Here is a 19,779-nt window from a genome sequence, read left to right on the forward strand (position 1 = left end):
ACACTGTTCAAGGCGTGTCGGGTAATGGCTTTATCGGGATCAAGTTTCTACCATGGATGTTCCCGTGAAATTCCCGATCACCGAGACATCTTCAATTTTCGTGGAGCACAAACGTCATGACCGACCTTTCGCTTGCCAAGAAGCTTGCACCGTACAAACCCAAGCACAAACTGCGCTTCGTTACCGCAGCTTCCTTGTTTGACGGCCACGATGCGTCGATCAACATCATGCGTCGCATTCTGCAGGCGACCGGTGCGGAAGTGATCCATCTTGGCCACAATCGTTCGGTGCAGGAAATCGTGAACGCGGCCTTGCAGGAGGATGTGCAGGGAATTGCCATCACCTCGTACCAGGGCGGCCACGTCGAGTTCTTCAAGTACATGATCGACCTGCTGAAAGCGGGCGGCGGCGAGAAGATCAGGGTCTTCGGCGGCGGCGGTGGGGTGATCGTGCCCAGCGAAATCGACGAGCTGCATGCCTACGGCGTGGCGCGCATCTATTCGCCGGAAGACGGCCAGTCGATGGGCCTGCAGGGAATGATCAATGACGTCGCGGAAAACTCCGACTTCGACCTCGCAGCCCTCGCGCCGCTGGATCCTGAAGTGGTGCTCGCGACGCTGAAAGCAGGCGATCGCCGTCATCTGGCGCAGGTGATCACGGCGCTGGAGAACGGTGTCTATTCCGCAGCGCTGCGCAAGACGATCGTCGACGCGGCCGCCGGACTGAAAGTCCCGACGCTGGGCATCACCGGTACCGGCGGCGCCGGCAAGTCATCGCTGACCGACGAACTGGTGCGCCGCTTCCGGCTCGACCAGAGCGACCGCATCAAGCTGGCGATCATCTCCATCGACCCCTCGCGCAAACGCACCGGTGGTGCCTTGCTCGGCGACCGTATCCGGATGAACGCCATCGAACATGCGAACATCTACATGCGCTCGCTGGCGACGCGCGAGACGGGCTCCGAGCTTTCCGCCGCCCTGCCCGAGGTTCTGGCCGCGTGCAAGCTGGCTGGCTTCGATCTGGTGATCGTCGAAACCTCGGGGATCGGTCAGGGCAATGCGGCGATCGTGCCGCTGGTCGACGCCTCGCTGTACGTGATGACGCCGGAGTTCGGTGCCGCGTCGCAGCTGGAGAAGATCGACATGCTCGATTTCGCCGATTTCGTGGCCATCAACAAGTTCGACCGCAAGGGCGCCGACGACGCGCTGCGCGACGTGCGCAAGCAGTATCAGCGCAACCACGAGGCCTTCGGTCAGCGTAGCGAGGAAATGCCGGTCTTCGGCACCATGGCCGCGCGCTTCAACGACGACGGTGTTACCGCGCTTTATCAGGCCATGTTGCCGCGCCTGCGCGATCTCGGTCTGCCGCTCAAGAAGGGCAAGCTGCCGCTGGTCGAAGTCCGGCAATCGTCGAATCAGCGCGCGATCGTGCCGGCGCAACGCGTGCGCTACCTGGCCGAGATTGCCGACACCGTTCGTTCCTACCACGCGCATACCGCAGAACAGGCCGAACTGGCCCGCGAGCGGCAGTCGCTGCGCACCGCCAAGGAGCTCTTTCAGGCTCGCGGCAAACCAGCGGGTGGCGATTTCGACGAGCTGATCGAATGGAAGGACGGGCAGCTCGACGCGCGCGCCAGGAAGCTTCTCGACATGTGGCCAAAAACCGTCGAGCTATACGCGCAGGACGAATACGTCGTCAAGATCCGCGACAAGGAGAAGCGCACCCGACTGACCAGCACCTCGCTGTCGGGGTCGCGCATCCGCAAGGTTTCTCTGCCGACCTACAAGGACGACGGTGAAGTGCTGCGATTCCTGATGCGCGAGAACGTTCCCGGCTCGTTCCCATTCACCGCCGGCGTCTTCGCCTTCAAGCGCGAGAACGAGGATCCGACGCGCATGTTCGCCGGCGAAGGCGACGCTTTCCGCACCAATCGTCGCTTCAAGCGCGTCTCCGAGGGAATGCCCGCGAAGCGTCTGTCGACCGCCTTCGACTCGGTCACGCTCTACGGCTGCGACCCCGACGCCCGGCCGGACATCTACGGCAAGGTCGGGAATTCCGGTGTCTCGATCGCCACGCTCGACGACATGAAAGTGCTCTTCGACGGTTTCGACCTGTGCGCGCCGACGACTTCGGTGTCGCTGACCATCAACGGTCCGGCGCCGATCATCCTGTCGATGTTCTTCAACGCGGCGATCGATCAGCAGATCGAGAAATTCCAGAGCGAAAACGCTCGCCAGCCGACCGAAGACGAGATCGACAAAATCCGCGAGTGGGTGCTGGCCAATGTTCGCGGCACCGTCCAGGCGGACATTCTCAAGGAAGACCAGGGACAGAATACCTGCATCTTCTCGACCGAATTCGCGCTCAAGATGATGGGTGACATCCAGGAGTTCTTCGTCCATAACAACATCCGCAATTTCTACTCGGTATCGATCTCCGGTTATCACATTGCCGAAGCCGGCGCCAACCCGATTTCGCAGTTGGCCTTTACCCTGGCCAACGGTTTCACCTACGCCGAGGCCTATCTGGCGCGCGGCATGCACATCGACGACTTCGCGCCGAACCTGTCGTTCTTCTTCAGCAACGGCATGGACCCGGAGTATTCAGTGATCGGCCGCGTTGCCCGTCGTATCTGGGCCGTGGCGATGAAGAACAAGTACGGCGCCAGCGAGCGCAGCCAGAAGCTCAAGTACCACATCCAGACTTCGGGGCGTTCGCTGCACGCGCAGGAAATGTCATTCAACGACATCCGCACGACGCTGCAGGCGCTGATCGCCGTCTACGACAACTGCAACTCGCTGCACACCAACGCCTACGACGAAGCGATCACCACACCGACCGAAGAGTCCGTTCGCCGCGCCATGGCCATCCAGTTGGTGATCAACCGCGAGTGGGGTCTGGCGATGAACGAGAACCCCAATCAGGGCTCGTTCATCATCGACGAACTGACCGATCTGGTCGAAGAGGCGGTGCTCAAGGAGTTCGAAGCCATCGCCTCGCGCGGTGGCGTTCTCGGGGCCATGGAAACCGGCTATCAGCGTGGCAAAATCCAGGAAGAGTCGCTACATTACGAGCACAAGAAGCACGACGGTTCGTTCCCCATCGTCGGCGTCAATACTTTCCGCAACCCGAAGGGTGACGCGCAGATCGAAATCGAGCTGGCGCGGTCGACCGAAGAAGAGAAGCAGTCGCAGCTCAATCGCCTGCGTGATTTCCAGGGGCGCAACGCCGCGGCGTCTGCGGCGCTACTCGAACGCCTGCAGCAGACGGTCATCGAAGACGGCAACGTTTTCGCGGTGCTGATCGACGCCGTTCGCGTTTGCTCGCTCGGGCAGATCACCAATGCACTTTACGACGTTGGTGGCCAATATCGTCGTAGCATGTAGCATGCAGGACTGGTCGGCGGGATGCGCGCTATGCGTGCCCCGCCTGCTGCTCTGGTGCAGGCAGGCAAGGGAGCAAGAAAAATGAGCGTAGCCAGGTAGCGTCTAGTGCCGGAATACGGTTTGTTGGCCAATAGGACGGAGGGGATGAAACATGTCGGAGATTTACCAGCGTATCTACCAGAGCAAGAAAATGACGGCAGCGGACGCCATGGGTCTGGTCGAGAACGGCGATCTGATCAGCGTGCCAACCGGCGTCGGCGAGCCACCGACCCTGCTGACGGCGCTGTCCGAGCAGCGGCAGCGTTTTCACGGGGTGACCGTGGCGCAGATTCTGCCGCTTCGCAAATTCGCCTATTTCGACCCCGAGACGGTCGACAACGTCCGCCATCTCGCTTTTTTCTATGGCGGCGCCAGCCGGGCGGGTGGTCAGGAAGGCTGGATCGACTACCTGCCTAGCTATTTCTCCGAAATGCCGTCGCTGATCAAGAATCGACAGATTCGTGTCGACGTCGTTGTCACCATGGCCTCGCCAATGGACGAGCACGGCTATTTCTCGATCAGCCTGGCCACCGACTACACGATGGCGGCGATCAGTACCGCCCGGGTGGTGATCCTCGAGGTCAATCCCAACGTTCCGTTTACCAACGGCAGCTGCCACGTGCATGTCTCGCAGATTGCGGGTCTCGTCGAGAGCGAGGATCCGGTACTCGAAGTGGGTCTGCCGCAAATCGGCAAGGTGCAGGAGGCGATCGGCGAATACGTTACCGATATCATCGAGGACGGGTCGACGCTGCAGATCGGTTACGGAGCCATTCCCGACGCGGTGGTCATGCAACTCGTCAACAAGCACGATCTGGGAATCCACACCGAGATGATCGGGGACGGCATCCTCAAGCTGCTCGAGTGCGGTGCGGTAACCAATCGCAAGAAGACCTACCTGCCCGGCAAGATGGTCGCCACTTTTGCGCTCGGTTCGCAGAAGCTCTATCGCTTCATGAATCGCAACCCGATGCTCGAAATGCATCCGGTCGACTACACCAACGATCCGTTTCTGGCGGCGCGCAACGACAAGCTGGTGACCATCAACGCCACGCTGCAGGTCGATCTGATTGGCCAGTGCTGTTCGGAGAGTTTCGGTCCGCAGTCGTACTCCGGTACCGGTGGGCAGGTCGACTTCGTGCGCGCAGCCAACCGCTCACGAGACGGCAAGTCGTTCATCGTCCTGCCGGCTACGGCCAAGGGCGACACCATTTCCCGAATCGTACCGACGCTGACCACCGGGGCGCACGTCACGACGAGCAAGAATGACGTCAACTACGTGGTCACCGAATACGGTCTTGCGCAGTTGCGCGGCAAGAGCGCCAAGCAGAGGGCGCAGGCGCTGATCGGTATTGCTCACCCTGATTTCCGCGGCGAACTGAGCGAAGCGGCGCGCAAATTGAAATTGCTCTAGCGCCGGCAACGGGTAACGCCGGCAAGTCTGCCCAGCACGCCGTCCTGCGGCAGCCACACATCAAGGCTGCCGCCGAATCCGCGACTCAGCGTCTTTCGTACACCAGTTCGACCTTGCGCATGCTCTGACGACAGGTTTCGCTGTCGCAGGCCTCCTTGCCGCTCTGTTCGCTGGCGCGCGGCAGGCGCCGCAGTTGGTTACGTGGCACGCCAAGCGAGCGCAGTTTGTCGCTCGCCGCTTCGGCGCGTTTGTCGGCGACCGCCAGATTGTAGGCCGCGCTGCCGAGATTGTCCGTATAGCCGACCAGCGTCACGACCAGTTGCGGGTCATTCTTCAGGTGCATGGCGTTCTCGCGCAGGACCTCGATGCCCTCGCGGCTGATCGTCGCTTCGCCGAGGGCGAAATAGATCGTCCTCTTGGCCGGGTCGTCGGCAAAGGGGGTGTTTGGCAGCGCCGGCGTGGGCGGCGTCGGCTCTCGCGCAGCCTTGGCTGCCCGCGCGGACGGGTCCGCCGCTGGTTGGTCGAGGGTGCCGCAGGCGCTCAGCAACACGGCACCAGCCAGGCAGAGAAGGCGAAGACGAAGGTATGAAGGCATTGGCGATGCACCGGCAGGTCGAGACACAACTCCCAAGTCGGGAGCCGGCTAGTTTAGCAATGATTCGCGTGCGATAGGGGCGCTGACGAAAAGGCGGTGCCGTGACCGCTCTTGCCGTCGCCTGGAGGGTCGTCGTACAGGCACCGCTTGACCGGCCCCTGGCTGCTCCCGATACTACGGGGTTCTCAGCCACTTCGTGTTCCCATGCCACCTTCTTGCCCTCGCCGCTTCGCTCTTGCCCTGCTCGGCTCTCAGCTTCTCGGCCTGCCCGTGTCGGCTGCACTGGCGGAAAGCGTTTCCTGCCACGTCACCTACGGCGGCGAAACGCGGCTGGTGCAGGCGCAGCCGGTCGCCTCGCCCTACGCCGTCCCGGTGGAGAAGGTCGGCTCGTATTTCCTTTTTCGCGTCGTCTTCCAGAAGGAGCCCGCCGACCTGGCGGCGATCAAGGTCTATGTGCTGGCCGCCAGAGACATCGGCCCGACGCCGATCCACCAGGCCACCCATGCCTATCCGCCGCTGACGATGAAGGCCGCGCCTTGGGGCTTCACCGGCGTCAATCACGTCTATGAGCCGCTCAGGGACGGTGAATTGCGCTACTGGTGCGAGTGGTCCGGCGCGGGGCGGCAATCGTGAGCGAGAGACGCCCCCTCCTTTTCCTGCTTGCTCTCCTGCTCGGCCTGACGCTGGTCCAACCGGTCAGTGCACAGAACGTACGCCTGATCTTCGTTGGCGACATCATGCTCGACGATGGGCCGGGCAATCTGATCCGTCGTGGTGGTGATCCGCTGGCCGCGTTCGCGTCGCAGCTGCAAGATGCCGACTACCGTATCGGTAACCTCGAATGCCCGATCGCCACCCAGGGCCAGGCACTGGACGCCAAGATCTACAGCTTTCGCGCCGCGCCGCGCGTGGCGGCCGTTCTCAAGGGTCGCTTCGATGCCCTGGCGGTGGCCAACAATCATTCCGGCGACTATGGGCAACAGGCTTTTCTGGAAACGCTGGACCATGTCGCAGGGCAGGGGATCGCCGCATTTGGGGGGGGGCGCAATCTCGAAGAAGCGCACCGACCGCTGTGGATAGCGCGTGGCGGTCTGCGCATCGCCGTACTGGCGTACAACGAATTCAAGCCGCGTTCTTTCGAGGCCGGGGCTGACTGGCCGGGGATCGCCTGGAGCGAGGACAGCCATGTCGTCGCCGACATCCGTGCCGCTCGTGCGGCCGGTGCTGACCTCGTGATCCCGTTCATGCACTGGGGCTGGGAGCGCGAGGAAGAGCCGAGCGAGCGGCAGCGGCAGCTGGCGCGGACGATGATCGACGCCGGCGCCGACGTCGTCGTTGGCGGCCATCCGCACGTCACCCAGGGCGCCGAGTACTATCGCGGCAAGCTGATCGTCTACAGCCTGGGGAATTTTGTCTTCGATGGCTTCAACGACGCCGCCACGCGTACCGGCTGGCTGCTGCGCCTGACCCTCGACAGGAGCGGGCTGGTTGCCTGGGAGACGCTGGCCGCGCACATGGACGATGACGGCAGCCCGCAGCCGATTGCCGGCGTCGCGACTCCCTGCGGTCGCGACGCGGAGAGCATCGTCGGAGAGTGCGTGAGCTATCCCTGAAGGTCGTCCGGGGTGCCCGTCAGGCTTGCTTCTCGGCGTCAGGTCGCCATTGCGGCGGTACGGCGCTGGTCCATTCCAGGCGCGCCAGCAGGCGGTAGAAGTCATTCGCCAGCGGCGCGCGCAGGGTAAGCGGTGCGCCGCTGACCGGATGCGCCAGGCGCAGCTCGGTGCATGCCAGGAGCAGCCGGTGGCAAGCGAACAGCGTCTGAAAAAGGCGGTTGTGGCGTCCCTTGCCATGAGTGGCGTCGCCAATGATCGGGTGAGCGATGTGCTTGAGATGCCGGCGCAGCTGATGGCGGCGTCCGCTCAGCGGCTCGAGCTCGACTAGGGCGTAGCGGCTCGACGGATAGCGGTCGACGCGGTACGGCAGCTCGATCGTGGCCAGCGTCCTGTAGCGGGTGAACGCGTCCTGCGCCGGGGCGTCGGCGGCGCGAGCGCCTTCGGACGTGTCGATGTGACGACGCAAGGGATGGTCGATTTCGCCGGCGAGCGGCGGATGGCCGCGTACTACCGCCAGGTAGTTCTTGCCCACCTGGCGCTGTTCGAAGCAGCTGCTCAACGACCGCCCGATCGCGCTGCTGAGCGCGAACAGTAGGACCCCGGAGCTTCCCTTGTCGAGGCGGTGTACCGCGTAGACGCGCTGGCCGAGCTGCTCGCGCAGCATCTGCAGCGCAAAGCGGCGCTCACGGCGGTCGATGGCGCTGCGATGGACCAGCAAGCCCGCCGGCTTGTGGATAGCGACCAGATGCTGGTCCTGATACAGGATCGGCAGCGTGGCGCCGTCAGTCTCAGTCATTGCCGCCCACCTGCGCTCTTCGCCGACGCGTTGCCTTTTCGGCCCGCGTGTATGGTGGCTGCCGGTGATTTCCCTGCCGACGACCTGCCGGTTGCCGCCGGGAACTCGCCGTCGACGTAGTACCAGCGGCCGGCTTGCTGCACGAAGTGGCTGACTTCGTGCAGGCGCTGGGCGCGGCCGCCGACGCGGTAGCGGGCGACGAACTCGACGATCGCCGCTGCCGGTCCGGTGGTCACGTGGCGGCGCACCTGCAGCCCGAGCCACTGCGGCGCCAGTGCGCCATCAGGGTCGATCCGTGCCGGACGGGTCGACGGATGCCAGGTCGCCAGGAGGTAGGCTTCTATGGCCAGGACGTAGGCGCTGTAGCGCGAGCGCATCAGCGCTGCCGCGTCAGGCGCCGCAGCCCCGTCGTGCAGAGGGCCGCAGCATTCGGCGTACGCGAGTCGACTGCCGCAGGGGCAAGCGCTCCTTGAATTTCCGGTCAATGCCGACTCCCGAGCGGACCTTGACATCGGTCAAGCCGGGCTGACCTTGGCACCGGCGTCGTCTGCAGCCGCGGGGCCTCAGCCGCCGCGCCGCGCCGGGCTGCGAAACAGCGCCGCCGTGGCGACGCCGCTGTCCGCGCGTGGACGTTGCGGTCCGCGCGGCGGGTTGTGCGGCGTGGTCGGATTGGCGCGGGCGGGGGACGGCGTCGCTCCCGGTCGCGGCGGTGGCGTCGCCGCCTTGGCCGGCGTGCGTGCGCGTCCGTCACGAGCGGGGCCGGCACCGCGGCGACTGCCGTCGTGGCTGCCGCGTGGTGCAGGCGCTGCCACCGCTGGCGCCGCGGTCTTGCCGGGCTCGAAGCCTTCGACGACCTGTTTTTCAATGCGTCGGGTGAGCAGCTTTTCGATCGCCGCCAGCAGCGGGCGCTCTTCGGCCGAAACCAGCGACAGCGCTTCACCCGAGCTACCCGCGCGGCCGGTGCGGCCGATGCGATGGACGTAGTCCTCGGGGACGTTCGGCAGCTCGAAGTTCACCACGTGCGGCAGCTCCTCGATGTCCAGACCGCGCGCGGCGATGTCGGTGGCCACCAGCACGCGCACCGTGCCGTTCTTGAAACCGGCCAGGGCACGCGTGCGCGCCGGCTGGCTCTTGTTGCCGTGGATGGCGGTGGCCTCGATGCCGGCCTTGCACAGATATTCGGAGAGGCGGTTGGCGCCGCTCTTCATGCGCGTGAACACCAGTACCTGTTTCCAGTCGCCCGACGACACCAGGTGCACCAGCAGGTCGCGCTTGCACCAGCTATCGACCGGGTGTACGCGCTGCGCGACGAGCTCGGACTCGGCGTTGCGGCGTGCGACTTCGACCATCGCCGGGTTGTGCAGCAGGCCGTCGGCGAGCTTGCGGATCTCTTCCGAGAAGGTCGCCGAGAAGAGCAGGTTCTGGCGTTTCGCCGGCAGCAGCGCGAGGACGCGGCGGATGTCGCGGATGAAACCCATGTCCAGCATGCGGTCGGCTTCGTCGAGCACCAGGATCTCGACGTTCGACAGTTCGAGCGTCTTCTGCTGCAGGTGATCGAGCAGCCGCCCGGGTGTGGCGACCAGGATGTCGACGCCACGGCGCAGGGCGTCGATCTGCGGGTTGATGTTCACGCCGCCATAGATCAGCGTCGACTTCAGTTTCATGTACTTGCCGTAGGTGCGTACGCTTTCCTCGATCTGCGCCGCGAGTTCGCGGGTCGGGGTCAGGATTAGCGCCCGCACACGCTGGCGTGGCTGGGCACTGGCGTCCGCACGGGCGGGCATGGTGGCCAGGCGTTGCAGCAGGGGCAGCGTGAAACCGGCGGTCTTGCCGGTGCCGGTTTGCGCGCCCGCAAGGACGTCGCGGCCCTCGAGAATGAGTGGAATGGCCTGCGCCTGTACCGGCGTCGGGTCGGTGTAGCCTTGTTCGGCGACAACGCGGGTGAGCTCGGCCGACAGGCCGAGAACGGAAAACGATTGAGTCAAGGTGAATCTCCGGTGAACGACCTGCTGCGGCACGATGCCAACAGAGCCGGTTCAGGCGTTTGGAACTTTGGGGGAGGGGTGTGCTGCGGGGCGATCGGCAGGTGCCGATGGGGGATCAACCGCGAGAGGACCGAGCTGCCGACCGGATGAAACGCGGCTCAGTTCTGCCCGGCACTATACACGCTTTGTTGCTGCAGCACGAAAAAAGGCCGTCGCGCATGCGCAGCCGGCAAGCGATCGACGCTGCCGGATCTCCGCGCAGGCTGGCTGACGCACGATCTACAGAATGACTCTCCTCTGGCGCGATGGCCGGTTTTTCCTCCGCGGCCAAGGCGCGCCATCGCGCCGCTCACATCGGCAAATCCTTCGGAAAGCCGACCAGTTCGTCGTGGTCGATCTTTTCGATCGCCTCCGGCCCCAACTCGCGGCTATTCCACGCGTAGTTGAGCTTGGCGTAGACCGTTGGCAGCAACTGTGGCAGCAACTCGTCGACCGCGTCTGGATCCGATTCCAGTTCGCCGATCGCTTCTTCGAGCGCTTCCATGGCGTCGGTGAGGGTGGTGAGAACCCATTCAGCGTCCATTTCCTGTTCCTTCAAGTTGGGTGTGGGTGCGAATGTTAATCCGGGAAAGCTGCTTTGGCGATTGCGGCACTCGCGCGCTCGCTTCCTGCTTCGGCTACGGCGCGCCGCAGGCAATGGTGCTTGGCCACGGTGGCGACCGGGTTCAGAATGGAGAGGACGGCGGAGCGCGCCAGTTGCAGGCACTCTGCCGGGCGATGGCGCTGTGTCGCCGGCAGCGCCGGTGATGAGGGTCAAGGCAAGGTCAATCGCCATTTCTTCCCAGGAGAACAACGATGCTGCCGCTATGTTTCGTACTCATGCCCTTCGGCAAGAAACCCATGCCGTCCGGAGTCACTGCCGATTTCGATGCTGTTTACCACGACCTGATCGCGCCGGCCATCGAGGCCGCGGGGTTGGAGGCGCTGCGTGCCGACCAGGAGGTCAGCGGCGGGGTGATTCACAAACCGATGTACGAGCGGCTGATTCTCTGTGACTTCGCCGTTGCCGACCTCACCGGCGCCAACGCCAACGTCTTCTACGAGCTCGGTCTGCGCCACGGTGTTCGCCCTTCGACCACGGTGCTGCTCTACGCCGGGAGCGAGCGCATGCCTTTTGACGTGGCGCCTCTGCGCGCCTTGCCCTACAAGCTGGCGGCGGACGGCAAGCCGAGCGATGTCGAGGGCGCAGGCCAGGCTTTGCGCAAGCTGCTCGAAACCGCCAAGGCCGCGCGTGGTGACGAGAACACCGACAGCCCGGTATTCCAGTTGGTCGATGGCTACACCGCTCCCGATATCGCGCGCCTGAAGACCGATGTCTTCCGTGATCGGGCACACTATGCGGTCGAGGCGCGCAAGCGGCTCGCCGACGCTCGCCGAGCCGGAACGGACGCCCTCAAAAAAGCTGCTGGCGAACTTGGCGAGGTGCAGAATCTCGAATCGGGGGTGGTCCTCGACCTCTTTCTCTCGTATCGCGCGCTCAGTGACTGGCAGGCGATGGTCGAGCTGGCGGCGCAGATGCCGGCGCCGCTTGCGCGCAGCGTGCTGGTGCGCGAACAGCTGGGCTTTGCCCTCAATCGGCTCAAGCGCCGCGACGAAGCCGAACAGTGGTTCGCCGAACTGATCAAGGAGCGCGGCCCGAGCAGCGAAACCAATGGGCTGCTCGGACGCGTGTACAAGGATCGCTGGGACGAGGCCCGCAACGCGAATGACCTGCTTAAGGCTGCGGGCTGGCTGCGCAAGGCGATTGACACCTATTTGCAGGGTTTCGAAGCCGACTGGCGCGACGCCTATCCCGGCGTCAACGCGGTGACGCTGATGGAGCTGGAAAAGACGCCCGACCCGCGCCGGCTGGAACTGCTGCCGGTCGTCAGCTACGCGGTCAAGCGGCGCCTGGCCAAGGGAACACCCGATTACTGGGACCATGCGACGCTGCTCGAATTGGCCGTCCTGCAGAAAGACGAAGCTGCGGCAATGGAGGCCGCGGGCAATGCCCTGGCCGCGGTTCGCGAAACCTGGGAGCCGGAAACGACGGCGCGCAACCTGGCGTTGATCCGCGCCGCCCGTGCGACGCGCGGCGACGAAGTCGCCTGGGCGGCAATGATCGAGGACGAACTCACCAAGCGTGCGGCGGGCTGACGCGCGCGGCGGCGCTGGCCGCCTGGGTGACTACTTCGGCGCGCTTTGCCTGGCCAGAAAGCGATCGAGCTGCGCGGCAAAAGCCTGCCGGTCGCTGGCGCCGAAAGCCGCCGGTCCGGAAATGTCGACGCCGCTGCCGCGCAGTTCTTCCATGAAGTTGCGCATGCTCAGGCGTTCGCTGATGTTTTCCGGGGTGTAGAACTCGCCGCGTGGATTCAGGGCGTGCGCCTGGCGTTCGACGACCAGCGCGGCGAGCGGGATGTCGGCGGTGATCACCAGGTCGCCCGCCTGCACGTCCTGGACGATGCGCTGGTCGGCGACGTCGAAACCGGATGGCACCTGCCGTGCGCGGATGTACGGCGAGGGCGGTACGCGCAGCATCTGGTTGGCGACCAGCGTGGTCATGATGCGTGTCCGCTGTGCGGCGCGAAAGAGGATTTCCTTGATCACGCCGGGGCAGGCGTCGGCGTCAACCCAGATTTGCATTTTTTGCCATTTTCATGAAGGTCGCTACGGGTCGCGAAGGCGGCGCTTCGCCTGCCGCACACCCAGGACTGCGGCTATTTCTGCCTGGCCAACGCCGCCATCGCTGTGGCGTGTGTCTTGTCCGCTGCCGCCTTGCGCGCGGCGACATAGGCCTGGAGGGTGTCGTTGATCGATTCACCGGCCTTGCCATGGGTATCGAGGGCGGCGAGCAGCTCAAGCTGGCTGGCCTTGATCTGCGCGGCATCGCGCAAATGGCCCGCGTAGCGCCGGCAGGCAGCGAAGATCGCGGTTGCGTCATCACCGCTGCGCTTGCTGACCTGCTCGAGCATTGTTCGCGTTCTGATCACGGCCGGATCGCCGGCGGCGACTGGGTGGCCGAGCGACAGCGAGGCCATCTCCTGAGCGACGGTGTCGGTCGACATTGCTGCGGCGCTGCCGCAGCTCATTGCGGCCAGCGAGATCAGGGCGAGCATGGCGAGAATCTGTTTCATCGGGTGGGAGGTTTTCAAGTGAGTGGCTGGGATCAGCGTGGTTGGCGACTCTCGCGCAGCCGCTTTTCGACGCCGACGACAAGATAGGCGAACAAGCCGACAGCAACGATCTCCAGCCACTGGCGCAGGCCGATCGGCGCCGTGGCGAACAGGCGGTTGAGCAGCGGCAGGTAGGTGAGCAGCGCCTGTAGCACGGCCATGGTCAGCACACCGTACCAGACCGCGGGGTTGGAGAACAGGCCGACGTGCAGCGCCGAGCGGGTCAGCGAGCGGCAGTTGAAGAGGTACATCGCTTCGACGACGACGAAGACGTTGAGTGCGACGGTGCGTGCTTCAGCCAGCGGATTTCCCAGCGACAGTTCGCGCAGGAAAAGCCCGAACGAGCCGGCGAGCAGCAGCAGGCTGACCAGCACGATCCGCCAGACCAGCTTGGCGTCGAGAATCGGCGTTCCCGGCCGGCGCGGGCGGCGCTGCATGACGTTCTCCTCGATCGGCTCGAAGGCCAGCATCAGTCCGAGGAAAACGGCTGTGGTCATGTTGATCCAGAGAATCTGCAGCGGCGTGATCGGCAGGGTGGCACCGGCAAGAACTGCCGCCAGGATGACCAGGCCTTCGCCGAAGTTGGTGGGTAGCGTCCAGGTGATGAACTTGACCAGATTGTCGTAGACGCCGCGTCCCTCCTCGACGGCCGCTTCGATGGCCGCAAAATCGTCGTCGGTGAGGACCATGTCGGCGGCGTCCTTGGCCACCTCGGTGCCGGCCAGGCCCATGGCGATGCCGATGTCGGCCTGCTTCAGCGCCGGCGCGTCGTTGACGCCGTCGCCGGTCATCGCTACCACCTCGCCGTTGGCCTGCAGCGCCCGTACCAGACGCAGTTTCTGCTCCGGCTCGACGCGGGCGAAGACGTTGACTTCCTGGGCCACCCGGAGCAGCGCCTGGTCATCGAGTGCCGCCAGTTCGACACCGGTGAGTGCTGTCTCTCCCTCCTTGGCGATATCGAGCTGGCGGGCGATCGACAGCGCGGTGACGGCGTGATCGCCGGTGATCATCTTGACCGTGATGCCGGCGGCGTGACAGGTGTCCACCGCGGCAATCGCTTTCGGACGCGGTGGGTCGATCATGCCGATCAGACCGATGAATACCAGGCCGGCGTCGGCGCTGGCCTCGTCGAGCGCCGTCGCCGTGCCATCGCTGCCGCTCGCCAGCCGGGCGATCGCCAGTACGCGCAAGCCCTCCCTGGCCATGGCGCGGGCCGCATTTTCGATTTCGTCGTGGCGCAGCGCAACCGGCTGGCCGGACGCGTCGAGCATCTGTGGCGAGCGCGGCAGCAACTGTTCTAGAGCGCCCTTGAAATACGCCACGCGCTGGCCGTCGATTTCGTGCGCCGTGGCCATGTACTGACGCGCGGAATCGAAGGGAATTTCGTCGAGGCGGGGGAAGCTCTTGTGCAGGCTTGTTTCGTCGAGGCCGGCCTTGCGGGCGACGACGAGCAGCGCGCCCTCTGTCGGGTCGCCGACGACGACCCATTGCTCGCCGTGTTCGCCGTCCGCGTCTTCCTTGCTCAGCGCGGCGTCGTTGCACAGCACGCCGGCGAGAAGGCACTCGCGCAAGGCAGCACCGATCGCCGCGCCGTCGCCGACCTTGCCCTCCGGCGAGTACCCGTTGCCGCTGACCGTCGTCGGCACGCCGCCCGCGTAGAGTTCGCGGACGGTCATCTGGTTCTCGGTCAGCGTGCCGGTCTTGTCGGAACAGATGATCGTTGTGCTGCCCAGCGTTTCGACCGCCGTCAGCTTGCGGATGATTGCTCGTCGTTTGGCCATCCGCGCGACGCCGATGGCCAGCGTGATGGTCATTGCCGCCGGCAGCCCCTCGGGGATCGCACCAACGGCGAGCGCGACGGCAGCCATGAACATTTCGAAAGCCGAAGAACCCCGCCACATTCCGACAACGAAGGTGAGCACCGCCAGCAGGCCAATGGCGATCAGCAGCCAGTTGCTGAAAACCGCCATCTTGCGCGTCAGGGGTGTGGTCAGATCGGGGGCTTCGGCGATCAATTGCGAAATGCGGCCGGTTTCGGTATGGTCGCCGGTCGCCACCACTACCCCCGCGCCGCGGCCGGTGATCATCACCGTGCCGGCGTAAGCCATGTTGCAGCGGTCGGCAAGGACGGTTGCTTCGGGCAGCACGTCGCCGTGTTTGGCCACCGCCGTCGATTCGCCAGTCAATGCCGATTCTATGGCCTGCAAGTCCTTGGCGCGGAACAGGCGCAGGTCGGCCGGCACCTTGTCGCCGGCCGCCAGCAGAACAACGTCGCCGGGAACCAGTTCGGTCGAGGGCAGGCGTTGCTTGCAGCCTTCGCGCAGGACGGTGACTTCGCTGCTGACCGAACGTGCCAGCGCCGCAAGGGCATCCTCGGCACGGCCCTCCTGGATGAAACCAATCGCCGCGTTGATCAGGGTGACGCCAAAGATCACGCCCGAGTCGACCCATTCACCGAGGAAGGCCGTGACCGCTCCGGCCACCAGCAGCACCAGCACCAGCGGCTGGACGAACTGCAGCGCAAAGCGCAGCAGCGGTCCCTTGCCCGCTTTCGGGGTGATCCGGTTCTCGCCGTGCAAGGCGCGACGGCTGAGGACTTCACTTTCGGCCAATCCCTCGTCGCAGCTGGCCTGCAGGCGTGTTGCCGCTTCATCGGCGGCGATGAAATGCCAGGCGACTCGTTCCGGGGTGTTCGCGTTCATTCTTCCCTCTGGCCAAGGCCGGCCGCTGGCCTTGGAAGATCGACGGTTTCAGTGCATTCTTCTGAATTATAGGGCAGTCTTGGACTCACCCCCGCGCACGCGCCCCCTCCGTCACGGTAGCCAGGCAGCCGCGCCAGCGCCGGTCGATGGTGTCGGGAAACTTGACAATGGCCAGATCGCTGGCGCCCGGTTGCGGACAATGCGCTTGATTTAAGGCGCTCTTGCAAATGGGCGTGATTTTTGCTTCTATGTTTCGGAATCTTTCGGATCCTTGGCATGATGGCACGTTTCAAGCGACCGCACGGGTTCCCCGGACTTCTGGTCGGGGCCCTTCTTGCAGCTCAGGCGGCAGCACACCCTCTTGACGACTATGACCTGGCACCGAAAGCCGGTGTCGGTCGCGACGCGTTCGTCGAGTTGCCGGCGGCCACGAACGCCAATGGCGACCCCTGGTCGACCGGCTCCTTGCTCGGCATCGACCGCGAGATGCCCGTCCCCTTGTTCGTTGATCCACCGGCTGTCGTACACCAGGACGTGGATTTTGCCAGCCCGGCGCAGGCCGACCCGCTCGGACGGGCGCTGCGATCGGTGGTCAACGTGACTGCCAGGCGGCAGCCGGGATCGTCTGTGCCGCGTGTGACTTTGCCCGCGGAACAGCTCGACCAGGTTAGCCCAATCCTGGTCGAGGACATCGCGGCGGCGGTTGTCAGAATGGAGGAAGGGCTTGCTCAAGTGATTACCGAAGCCCTTGACGCGCGCGTCGACGGCGAAGGTCGGGTCACTTTTTCCCTGCTTGGCGTGCAAGGTTTTCACGTGACCGCTGGCGACGGTGAGGTCTCGTTGGGCCATGGCGATACTGCGGTGGCCTTCAACCAGGCAGCGGGGGCTCAGCTTGAGCGGCGGATTGCCGCGCTCGATGCTGCCCGCGAAGCCGCGCAGCAGGCGCCGCGCAGCACTTTCAATCCGGTACGTGAACTGGCCGAGCTGGGCTCCCGCATGGTCCAGTATCCTCTGTTCTGGGTGCTGGTCGTTCTGGCGCTGATCGGTAAGCTGGCGCTGGTGATTGCCCGCTCGCACGGCCGCCGGCACTCGCGTCGGCCGAGTTCTGGCGGCGAGCAGCCGAAGGTCAAACGCACTCGCACCCGTATCAGGCTCAAGCGGGTACGTACCCGAATCAGGCTGCAGCAGCCTTCGTAGCTGTGCCGGCAGCGTTGCCGCCGCGGGGCCTTGGCGCCCGGCTTTGCCCGCCCACGGGAGGACACTCTGTTCGCGCCTGCCTGGGTCGGCGGCTGCCCGTCGGCGCGGACCCGAGTCCTCGCCGATCCCGGCCAGACGGGCTTGGGGGTATACTGGAGCTGACGTCGCGGGCTTCTCGCTTGTTCCGGTTCCTGCGGCCTACCTTCTGACCTCTCCACTCCCCAGGAATCCATCATGTTGCAGAAATCTGCGTCTTTCCCCGGTATTCGGGGCCCGATCGTCACCATCGTCATGGACGGCTACGGGATTGCCAAGTCCGACGTCGGCAGTGCCATCGCTGCCGCCACGAAGCCGACTCTGGATCGTCTCTTTGCCAATTATCCGAACATCACCCTGCGCGCGCACGGCGTCGCTGTCGGCATGCCTTCCGACGACGACATGGGCAACTCCGAAGTTGGTCACAACGCCATCGGCGCCGGCCAGGTCTACAGCCAGGGCGCGTCGCTGGTCGCCGACGCCATCGCCGCCGGCTCGATCTGGCAGGGAGCGGCGTGGCGGGAAGTCGTCGCCGCTGTCAAGGGCGGTCGCGGCGTGCTGCACTTCCTGGGCCTCTTTTCCGACGGGAACGTGCACAGCCACGTCGACCACCTGCGGGCGATGATCGTGCGCGCCAAGGAAGAGGGCGTCAAGACCGTACGGGTGCACATCCTGCTTGACGGTCGTGACGTTCCCGAGACCAGCGCCCTCGACTATGTACTGCCCTTCGAGGCCTTCCTGGCCGAGACCAGCGACGACAGCTTCGATGCCCGCATCGCCTCGGGTGGTGGGCGCATGAACATCACGATGGACCGCTACGAGGCGAACTGGAACATGGTCGACAAGGGCTGGCGCACGCACGTCCTCGGGGAAGGTCCGCAGTATGACAGTGCTGCCGCCGCGATCGAGGCGCTGCGCGCCGAGTTCCCGGGAACGATCGACCAGGACCTGCCGGCATTCGTCATCGGGCGCGCCGGGGTTCCCGTCGGGACGATCAATGACGGCGACGCGGTGGTGTTCTTCAACTTTCGCGGCGATCGTTCGATCGAGATCACGCGTGCTTTCGAAGACGCCGAATTCGACAAGTTCGATCGCCTGCGCGTGCCCAGCGTGACCTATGCCGGCATGCTGCAGTACGATGGCGACCTCAAGCTGCCGAAGCGCTTCCTGGTCGATCCGCCAGCGATTCTCGACACCATGGGCGAGTGGTTCGCCAAAGCCGGGATCACCCAGTTTGCCTGCTCGGAAACCCAGAAATTCGGTCATGTGACCTATTTCTGGAATGGCAACCGATCGAACAAGTTCGACGGTGAAACCTACCAGGAGGTGCCCAGCGACGTGGTGCCCTTCGAGCAGCGTCCGTGGATGAAAGCTGCCGAAATCGCCGACGCCATGATCGACGCGCTGAAAAGTGGCAAGTACAAGACGCTGCGCTGCAATTTCGCGAATGGCGACATGGTCGGCCACACCGGCAGTTTCCGCGCTGCGACGATGGCCATCGAAGCGGTTGACCTGGAACTGGCGCGCATCCTGCCCGTCATCGACGCGCTTGGCGGCGTTGCCTTGATCACTGCCGACCACGGTAACGCCGACGAGATGTACGAAATCGACAAGAAGAGCAAGCAACCGGCGAAAAATGCCGACGGCTCGTTCAAGGCGAAGACGGCGCACACTCTCAATCCGGTGCCCCTCATCCTCTACGACAATGTTTCCGGCGGCAAGCTTGCTCTTCAGGCGAGTGAGACCGCGGGCCTGTCAAACATTGCAGCGACGATCGCCAACCTGCTCGGCTTCGAGAAGCACGTCAAGTGGGACGACAGCCTGCTGGTCGTCAAGTAGCGCTGAAGGGGCGTTTCAGGAAAGCTCAGACGGCCGCCGCAAGGCGGCTGTTCTGCTTGCCAAGTGGCCCCCTACCCGTGTCGACGCCAGCGGTCACCGAAAAGCGGCGCCGCAAAGAACCGGGTGGCGATCAGGATTTGCAGGGCCTCTTCTCGGATCGATTGGGGCCGGGGCAAAGCTTCCGTAGAATCAGCAAATATTTGCTCTGGGAACTGCCGTGGCCACTGCTCGCAAGAAAGCGTCTTCGACGCTGCTCACCTTGAAGATCGAACTCGTCGACACGACGCCACTCATCTGGCGCCGGCTGGTAATTGGTGGGCAGGCGAGCTTCGCCACGCTGCACCACGTCATTCAGGCCGCGATGGGTTGGCACGACGCTCATCTGCACGAGTTTCGCGTCGGCGACATGAGAATCGGCGTTCCGGACGCAGAGTTCGACGAGCCCGACCACCCGACCGCGTTCGAAAAGCGCGTTCGACTGGACAGGCTGCTCGCGACGGGCGCCACCTTCACGTATCTCTACGACTTCGGCGACAGCTGGCTGCATCGCATCAGCGTCGAGCAGGTGCGCAACCGGGGCGATCACGACGACGGACTCGCTGGCGGCGTCGAAGGGGGCGAGCGTGCGTGTCCGCCCGAGGATGCCGGTGGCGTTGGTCAATACCAGGAGTTCGTGGCCAGCTTCGAGAACGACCCGTACGGCGAGGAGACCGAGGCGGTACGCACCTGGGCGGGGCTGGACTTTGATCCCGCCCGTTTCGATCGACCGGCGGCGAACGCGGCGATCGCCCGCATGTTGTGGAACGGCTGGATCAAATGATCCAGCTCCTTACGGCGACAAGAAGCTCTCCGATCAGGGAAGTGACCGGCCGGCCCGTATTCGCCTGGACGAATTTTCGGGCTTGCGGAATCGGGCGAGAAAGCGGAGGGCTGACGTGATTCGTCAGCTTCTGCGGGTCGCTTGG

General features: G+C 64.6%; 16 protein-coding genes and 1 pseudogene. 8 read left to right on the plus strand and 9 right to left on the minus strand.

The annotated features are described in order from the left end of the window. The first annotated feature begins 116 nt into the window (after window positions 1-116). Window positions 117-3,386, plus strand: coding sequence for a fused isobutyryl-CoA mutase/GTPase IcmF (gene icmF, locus QZ613_RS13925; protein ID WP_291862806.1), 3,270 nt, complete (start codon window positions 117-119; stop codon window positions 3,384-3,386). Between the two features lie 151 nt (window positions 3,387-3,537). Further along, a complete protein-coding gene (locus QZ613_RS13930) occupies window positions 3,538-4,839 on the plus strand; it encodes an acetyl-CoA hydrolase/transferase C-terminal domain-containing protein (RefSeq protein WP_043569623.1) in 1,302 nt (433 codons plus the stop codon). Between the two features lie 85 nt (window positions 4,840-4,924). Here the strand turns inward: QZ613_RS13930 and QZ613_RS13935 are convergent, their stop codons facing one another. Beyond that, on the minus strand, window positions 4,925-5,434 hold the full coding sequence (locus QZ613_RS13935) for an OmpA family protein (RefSeq protein ID WP_043569622.1): 510 nt from the start codon (window positions 5,432-5,434) through the stop codon (window positions 4,925-4,927). Window positions 5,435-5,638: 204 nt separating this feature from the next. On the opposite strand from QZ613_RS13935, the gene QZ613_RS13940 reads away from it, so the two are divergent. Beyond that, window positions 5,639-6,067 carry a hypothetical protein gene (locus tag QZ613_RS13940; protein ID WP_291901933.1) on the plus strand — a complete coding sequence of 143 codons (429 nt, stop codon included), beginning with the start codon at window positions 5,639-5,641 and terminating at the stop codon, window positions 6,065-6,067. Then, on the plus strand, window positions 6,064-7,047 hold the full coding sequence (locus tag QZ613_RS13945) for a CapA family protein (protein WP_291901930.1): 984 nt from the start codon (window positions 6,064-6,066) through the stop codon (window positions 7,045-7,047). The genes QZ613_RS13940 and QZ613_RS13945 overlap by 4 nt, the downstream gene beginning before the upstream one ends. A 19-nt stretch (window positions 7,048-7,066) precedes the next feature. On the opposite strand, the gene QZ613_RS13950 is transcribed toward QZ613_RS13945, so the two are convergent. From QZ613_RS13950 to QZ613_RS13965, 5 genes and pseudogenes are all read right to left on the minus strand, one after another. Next, a complete protein-coding gene (locus QZ613_RS13950; protein ID WP_291982889.1) occupies window positions 7,067-7,843 on the minus strand; it encodes a pseudouridine synthase in 777 nt (258 codons plus the stop codon). Beyond that, the gene (locus tag QZ613_RS21195) at window positions 7,840-8,220 is read right to left on the minus strand and encodes a YchJ family metal-binding protein (RefSeq protein ID WP_324593365.1); all 381 of its coding nucleotides are present in this window, start codon (window positions 8,218-8,220) and stop codon (window positions 7,840-7,842) included. Before QZ613_RS21195 ends, QZ613_RS13950 begins: the two co-directional genes overlap by 4 nt. Window positions 8,221-8,259: 39 nt before the next feature. After that, a pseudogene (locus tag QZ613_RS21200) lies at window positions 8,260-8,355 on the minus strand (SEC-C metal-binding domain-containing protein); the annotation flags it as partial. Between the two features lie 51 nt (window positions 8,356-8,406). Next, a complete protein-coding gene (locus tag QZ613_RS13960; RefSeq protein WP_291982890.1) occupies window positions 8,407-9,828 on the minus strand; it encodes a DEAD/DEAH box helicase in 1,422 nt (473 codons plus the stop codon). A 349-nt stretch (window positions 9,829-10,177) separates the two neighbouring features. Then, on the minus strand, window positions 10,178-10,411 hold the full coding sequence (locus QZ613_RS13965; RefSeq protein WP_291862823.1) for a hypothetical protein: 234 nt from the start codon (window positions 10,409-10,411) through the stop codon (window positions 10,178-10,180). Window positions 10,412-10,683: 272 nt separating this feature from the next. On the opposite strand from QZ613_RS13965, the gene QZ613_RS13970 reads away from it, so the two are divergent. Further along, entirely contained in the window at window positions 10,684-12,024 is a 1,341-nt protein-coding gene (locus tag QZ613_RS13970) for a TRAFs-binding domain-containing protein (RefSeq protein WP_291982892.1), read from the plus strand. 30 nt (window positions 12,025-12,054) lie between these two features. Here the strand turns inward: QZ613_RS13970 and QZ613_RS13975 are convergent, their stop codons facing one another. From QZ613_RS13975 to QZ613_RS13985, 3 genes are all read right to left on the minus strand, one after another. Continuing rightward, entirely contained in the window at window positions 12,055-12,510 is a 456-nt protein-coding gene (locus QZ613_RS13975) for a YaiI/YqxD family protein (RefSeq protein WP_043565587.1), read from the minus strand. Window positions 12,511-12,584: 74 nt separating this feature from the next. Further along, window positions 12,585-13,001 carry a hypothetical protein gene (locus QZ613_RS13980; RefSeq protein WP_043565585.1) on the minus strand — a complete coding sequence of 139 codons (417 nt, stop codon included), beginning with the start codon at window positions 12,999-13,001 and terminating at the stop codon, window positions 12,585-12,587. 32 nt (window positions 13,002-13,033) lie between these two features. Continuing rightward, complete coding sequence (locus tag QZ613_RS13985) at window positions 13,034-15,742, minus strand: cation-transporting P-type ATPase (RefSeq protein ID WP_043565584.1); 2,709 nt, start codon at window positions 15,740-15,742, stop codon at window positions 13,034-13,036. Between the two features lie 276 nt (window positions 15,743-16,018). Between QZ613_RS13985 and QZ613_RS13990 the strand changes: the two genes are divergently transcribed. The 3 genes from QZ613_RS13990 (at window position 16,019) to QZ613_RS14000 (ending at window position 19,634) form a co-directional block, all read left to right on the plus strand. Continuing rightward, window positions 16,019-16,939 (plus strand): hypothetical protein, encoded by a 921-nt coding sequence (locus QZ613_RS13990; RefSeq protein ID WP_291862832.1) that lies wholly within the window; start codon window positions 16,019-16,021, stop codon window positions 16,937-16,939. Window positions 16,940-17,173: 234 nt separating this feature from the next. Next, complete coding sequence (gpmI, locus tag QZ613_RS13995) at window positions 17,174-18,814, plus strand: 2,3-bisphosphoglycerate-independent phosphoglycerate mutase (RefSeq protein WP_043565582.1); 1,641 nt, start codon at window positions 17,174-17,176, stop codon at window positions 18,812-18,814. Window positions 18,815-19,031: 217 nt separating this feature from the next. After that, window positions 19,032-19,634, plus strand: a complete 603-nt coding sequence (locus tag QZ613_RS14000) for a plasmid pRiA4b ORF-3 family protein (protein ID WP_043565581.1) — start codon at window positions 19,032-19,034, stop codon at window positions 19,632-19,634. The last annotated feature ends 145 nt before the right edge of the window (window positions 19,635-19,779 follow it).

Source organism: Candidatus Accumulibacter sp. ACC005, assembly GCF_907163215.1.
Taxonomy (GTDB): domain Bacteria; phylum Pseudomonadota; class Gammaproteobacteria; order Burkholderiales; family Rhodocyclaceae; genus Accumulibacter; species Accumulibacter regalis.

What these genes read in the sequence shown, in the direction of transcription:
- icmF (WP_291862806.1), top strand. Translation starts at nt 117, where the DNA reads ATGACCGACCTTTCGCTTGCCAAGAAGCTTGCACCGTACAAACCCAAG.
- QZ613_RS13930 (WP_043569623.1), top strand. Translation starts at nt 3,538, where the DNA reads ATGTCGGAGATTTACCAGCGTATCTACCAGAGCAAGAAAATGACGGCA.
- QZ613_RS13935 (WP_043569622.1), bottom strand. Translation starts at nt 5,434, where the DNA reads ATGCCTTCATACCTTCGTCTTCGCCTTCTCTGCCTGGCTGGTGCCGTG.
- QZ613_RS13940 (WP_291901933.1), top strand. Translation starts at nt 5,639, where the DNA reads ATGCCACCTTCTTGCCCTCGCCGCTTCGCTCTTGCCCTGCTCGGCTCT.
- QZ613_RS13950 (WP_291982889.1), bottom strand. Translation starts at nt 7,843, where the DNA reads ATGACTGAGACTGACGGCGCCACGCTGCCGATCCTGTATCAGGACCAG.
- QZ613_RS21195 (WP_324593365.1), bottom strand. Translation starts at nt 8,220, where the DNA reads ATGCGCTCGCGCTACAGCGCCTACGTCCTGGCCATAGAAGCCTACCTC.
- QZ613_RS13965 (WP_291862823.1), bottom strand. Translation starts at nt 10,411, where the DNA reads ATGGACGCTGAATGGGTTCTCACCACCCTCACCGACGCCATGGAAGCG.
- QZ613_RS13970 (WP_291982892.1), top strand. Translation starts at nt 10,684, where the DNA reads ATGCTGCCGCTATGTTTCGTACTCATGCCCTTCGGCAAGAAACCCATG.
- QZ613_RS13975 (WP_043565587.1), bottom strand. Translation starts at nt 12,510, where the DNA reads ATGCAAATCTGGGTTGACGCCGACGCCTGCCCCGGCGTGATCAAGGAA.
- QZ613_RS13980 (WP_043565585.1), bottom strand. Translation starts at nt 13,001, where the DNA reads ATGAAACAGATTCTCGCCATGCTCGCCCTGATCTCGCTGGCCGCAATG.
- QZ613_RS13985 (WP_043565584.1), bottom strand. Translation starts at nt 15,742, where the DNA reads ATGAACGCGAACACCCCGGAACGAGTCGCCTGGCATTTCATCGCCGCC.
- QZ613_RS13990 (WP_291862832.1), top strand. Translation starts at nt 16,019, where the DNA reads ATGATGGCACGTTTCAAGCGACCGCACGGGTTCCCCGGACTTCTGGTC.
- gpmI (WP_043565582.1), top strand. Translation starts at nt 17,174, where the DNA reads ATGTTGCAGAAATCTGCGTCTTTCCCCGGTATTCGGGGCCCGATCGTC.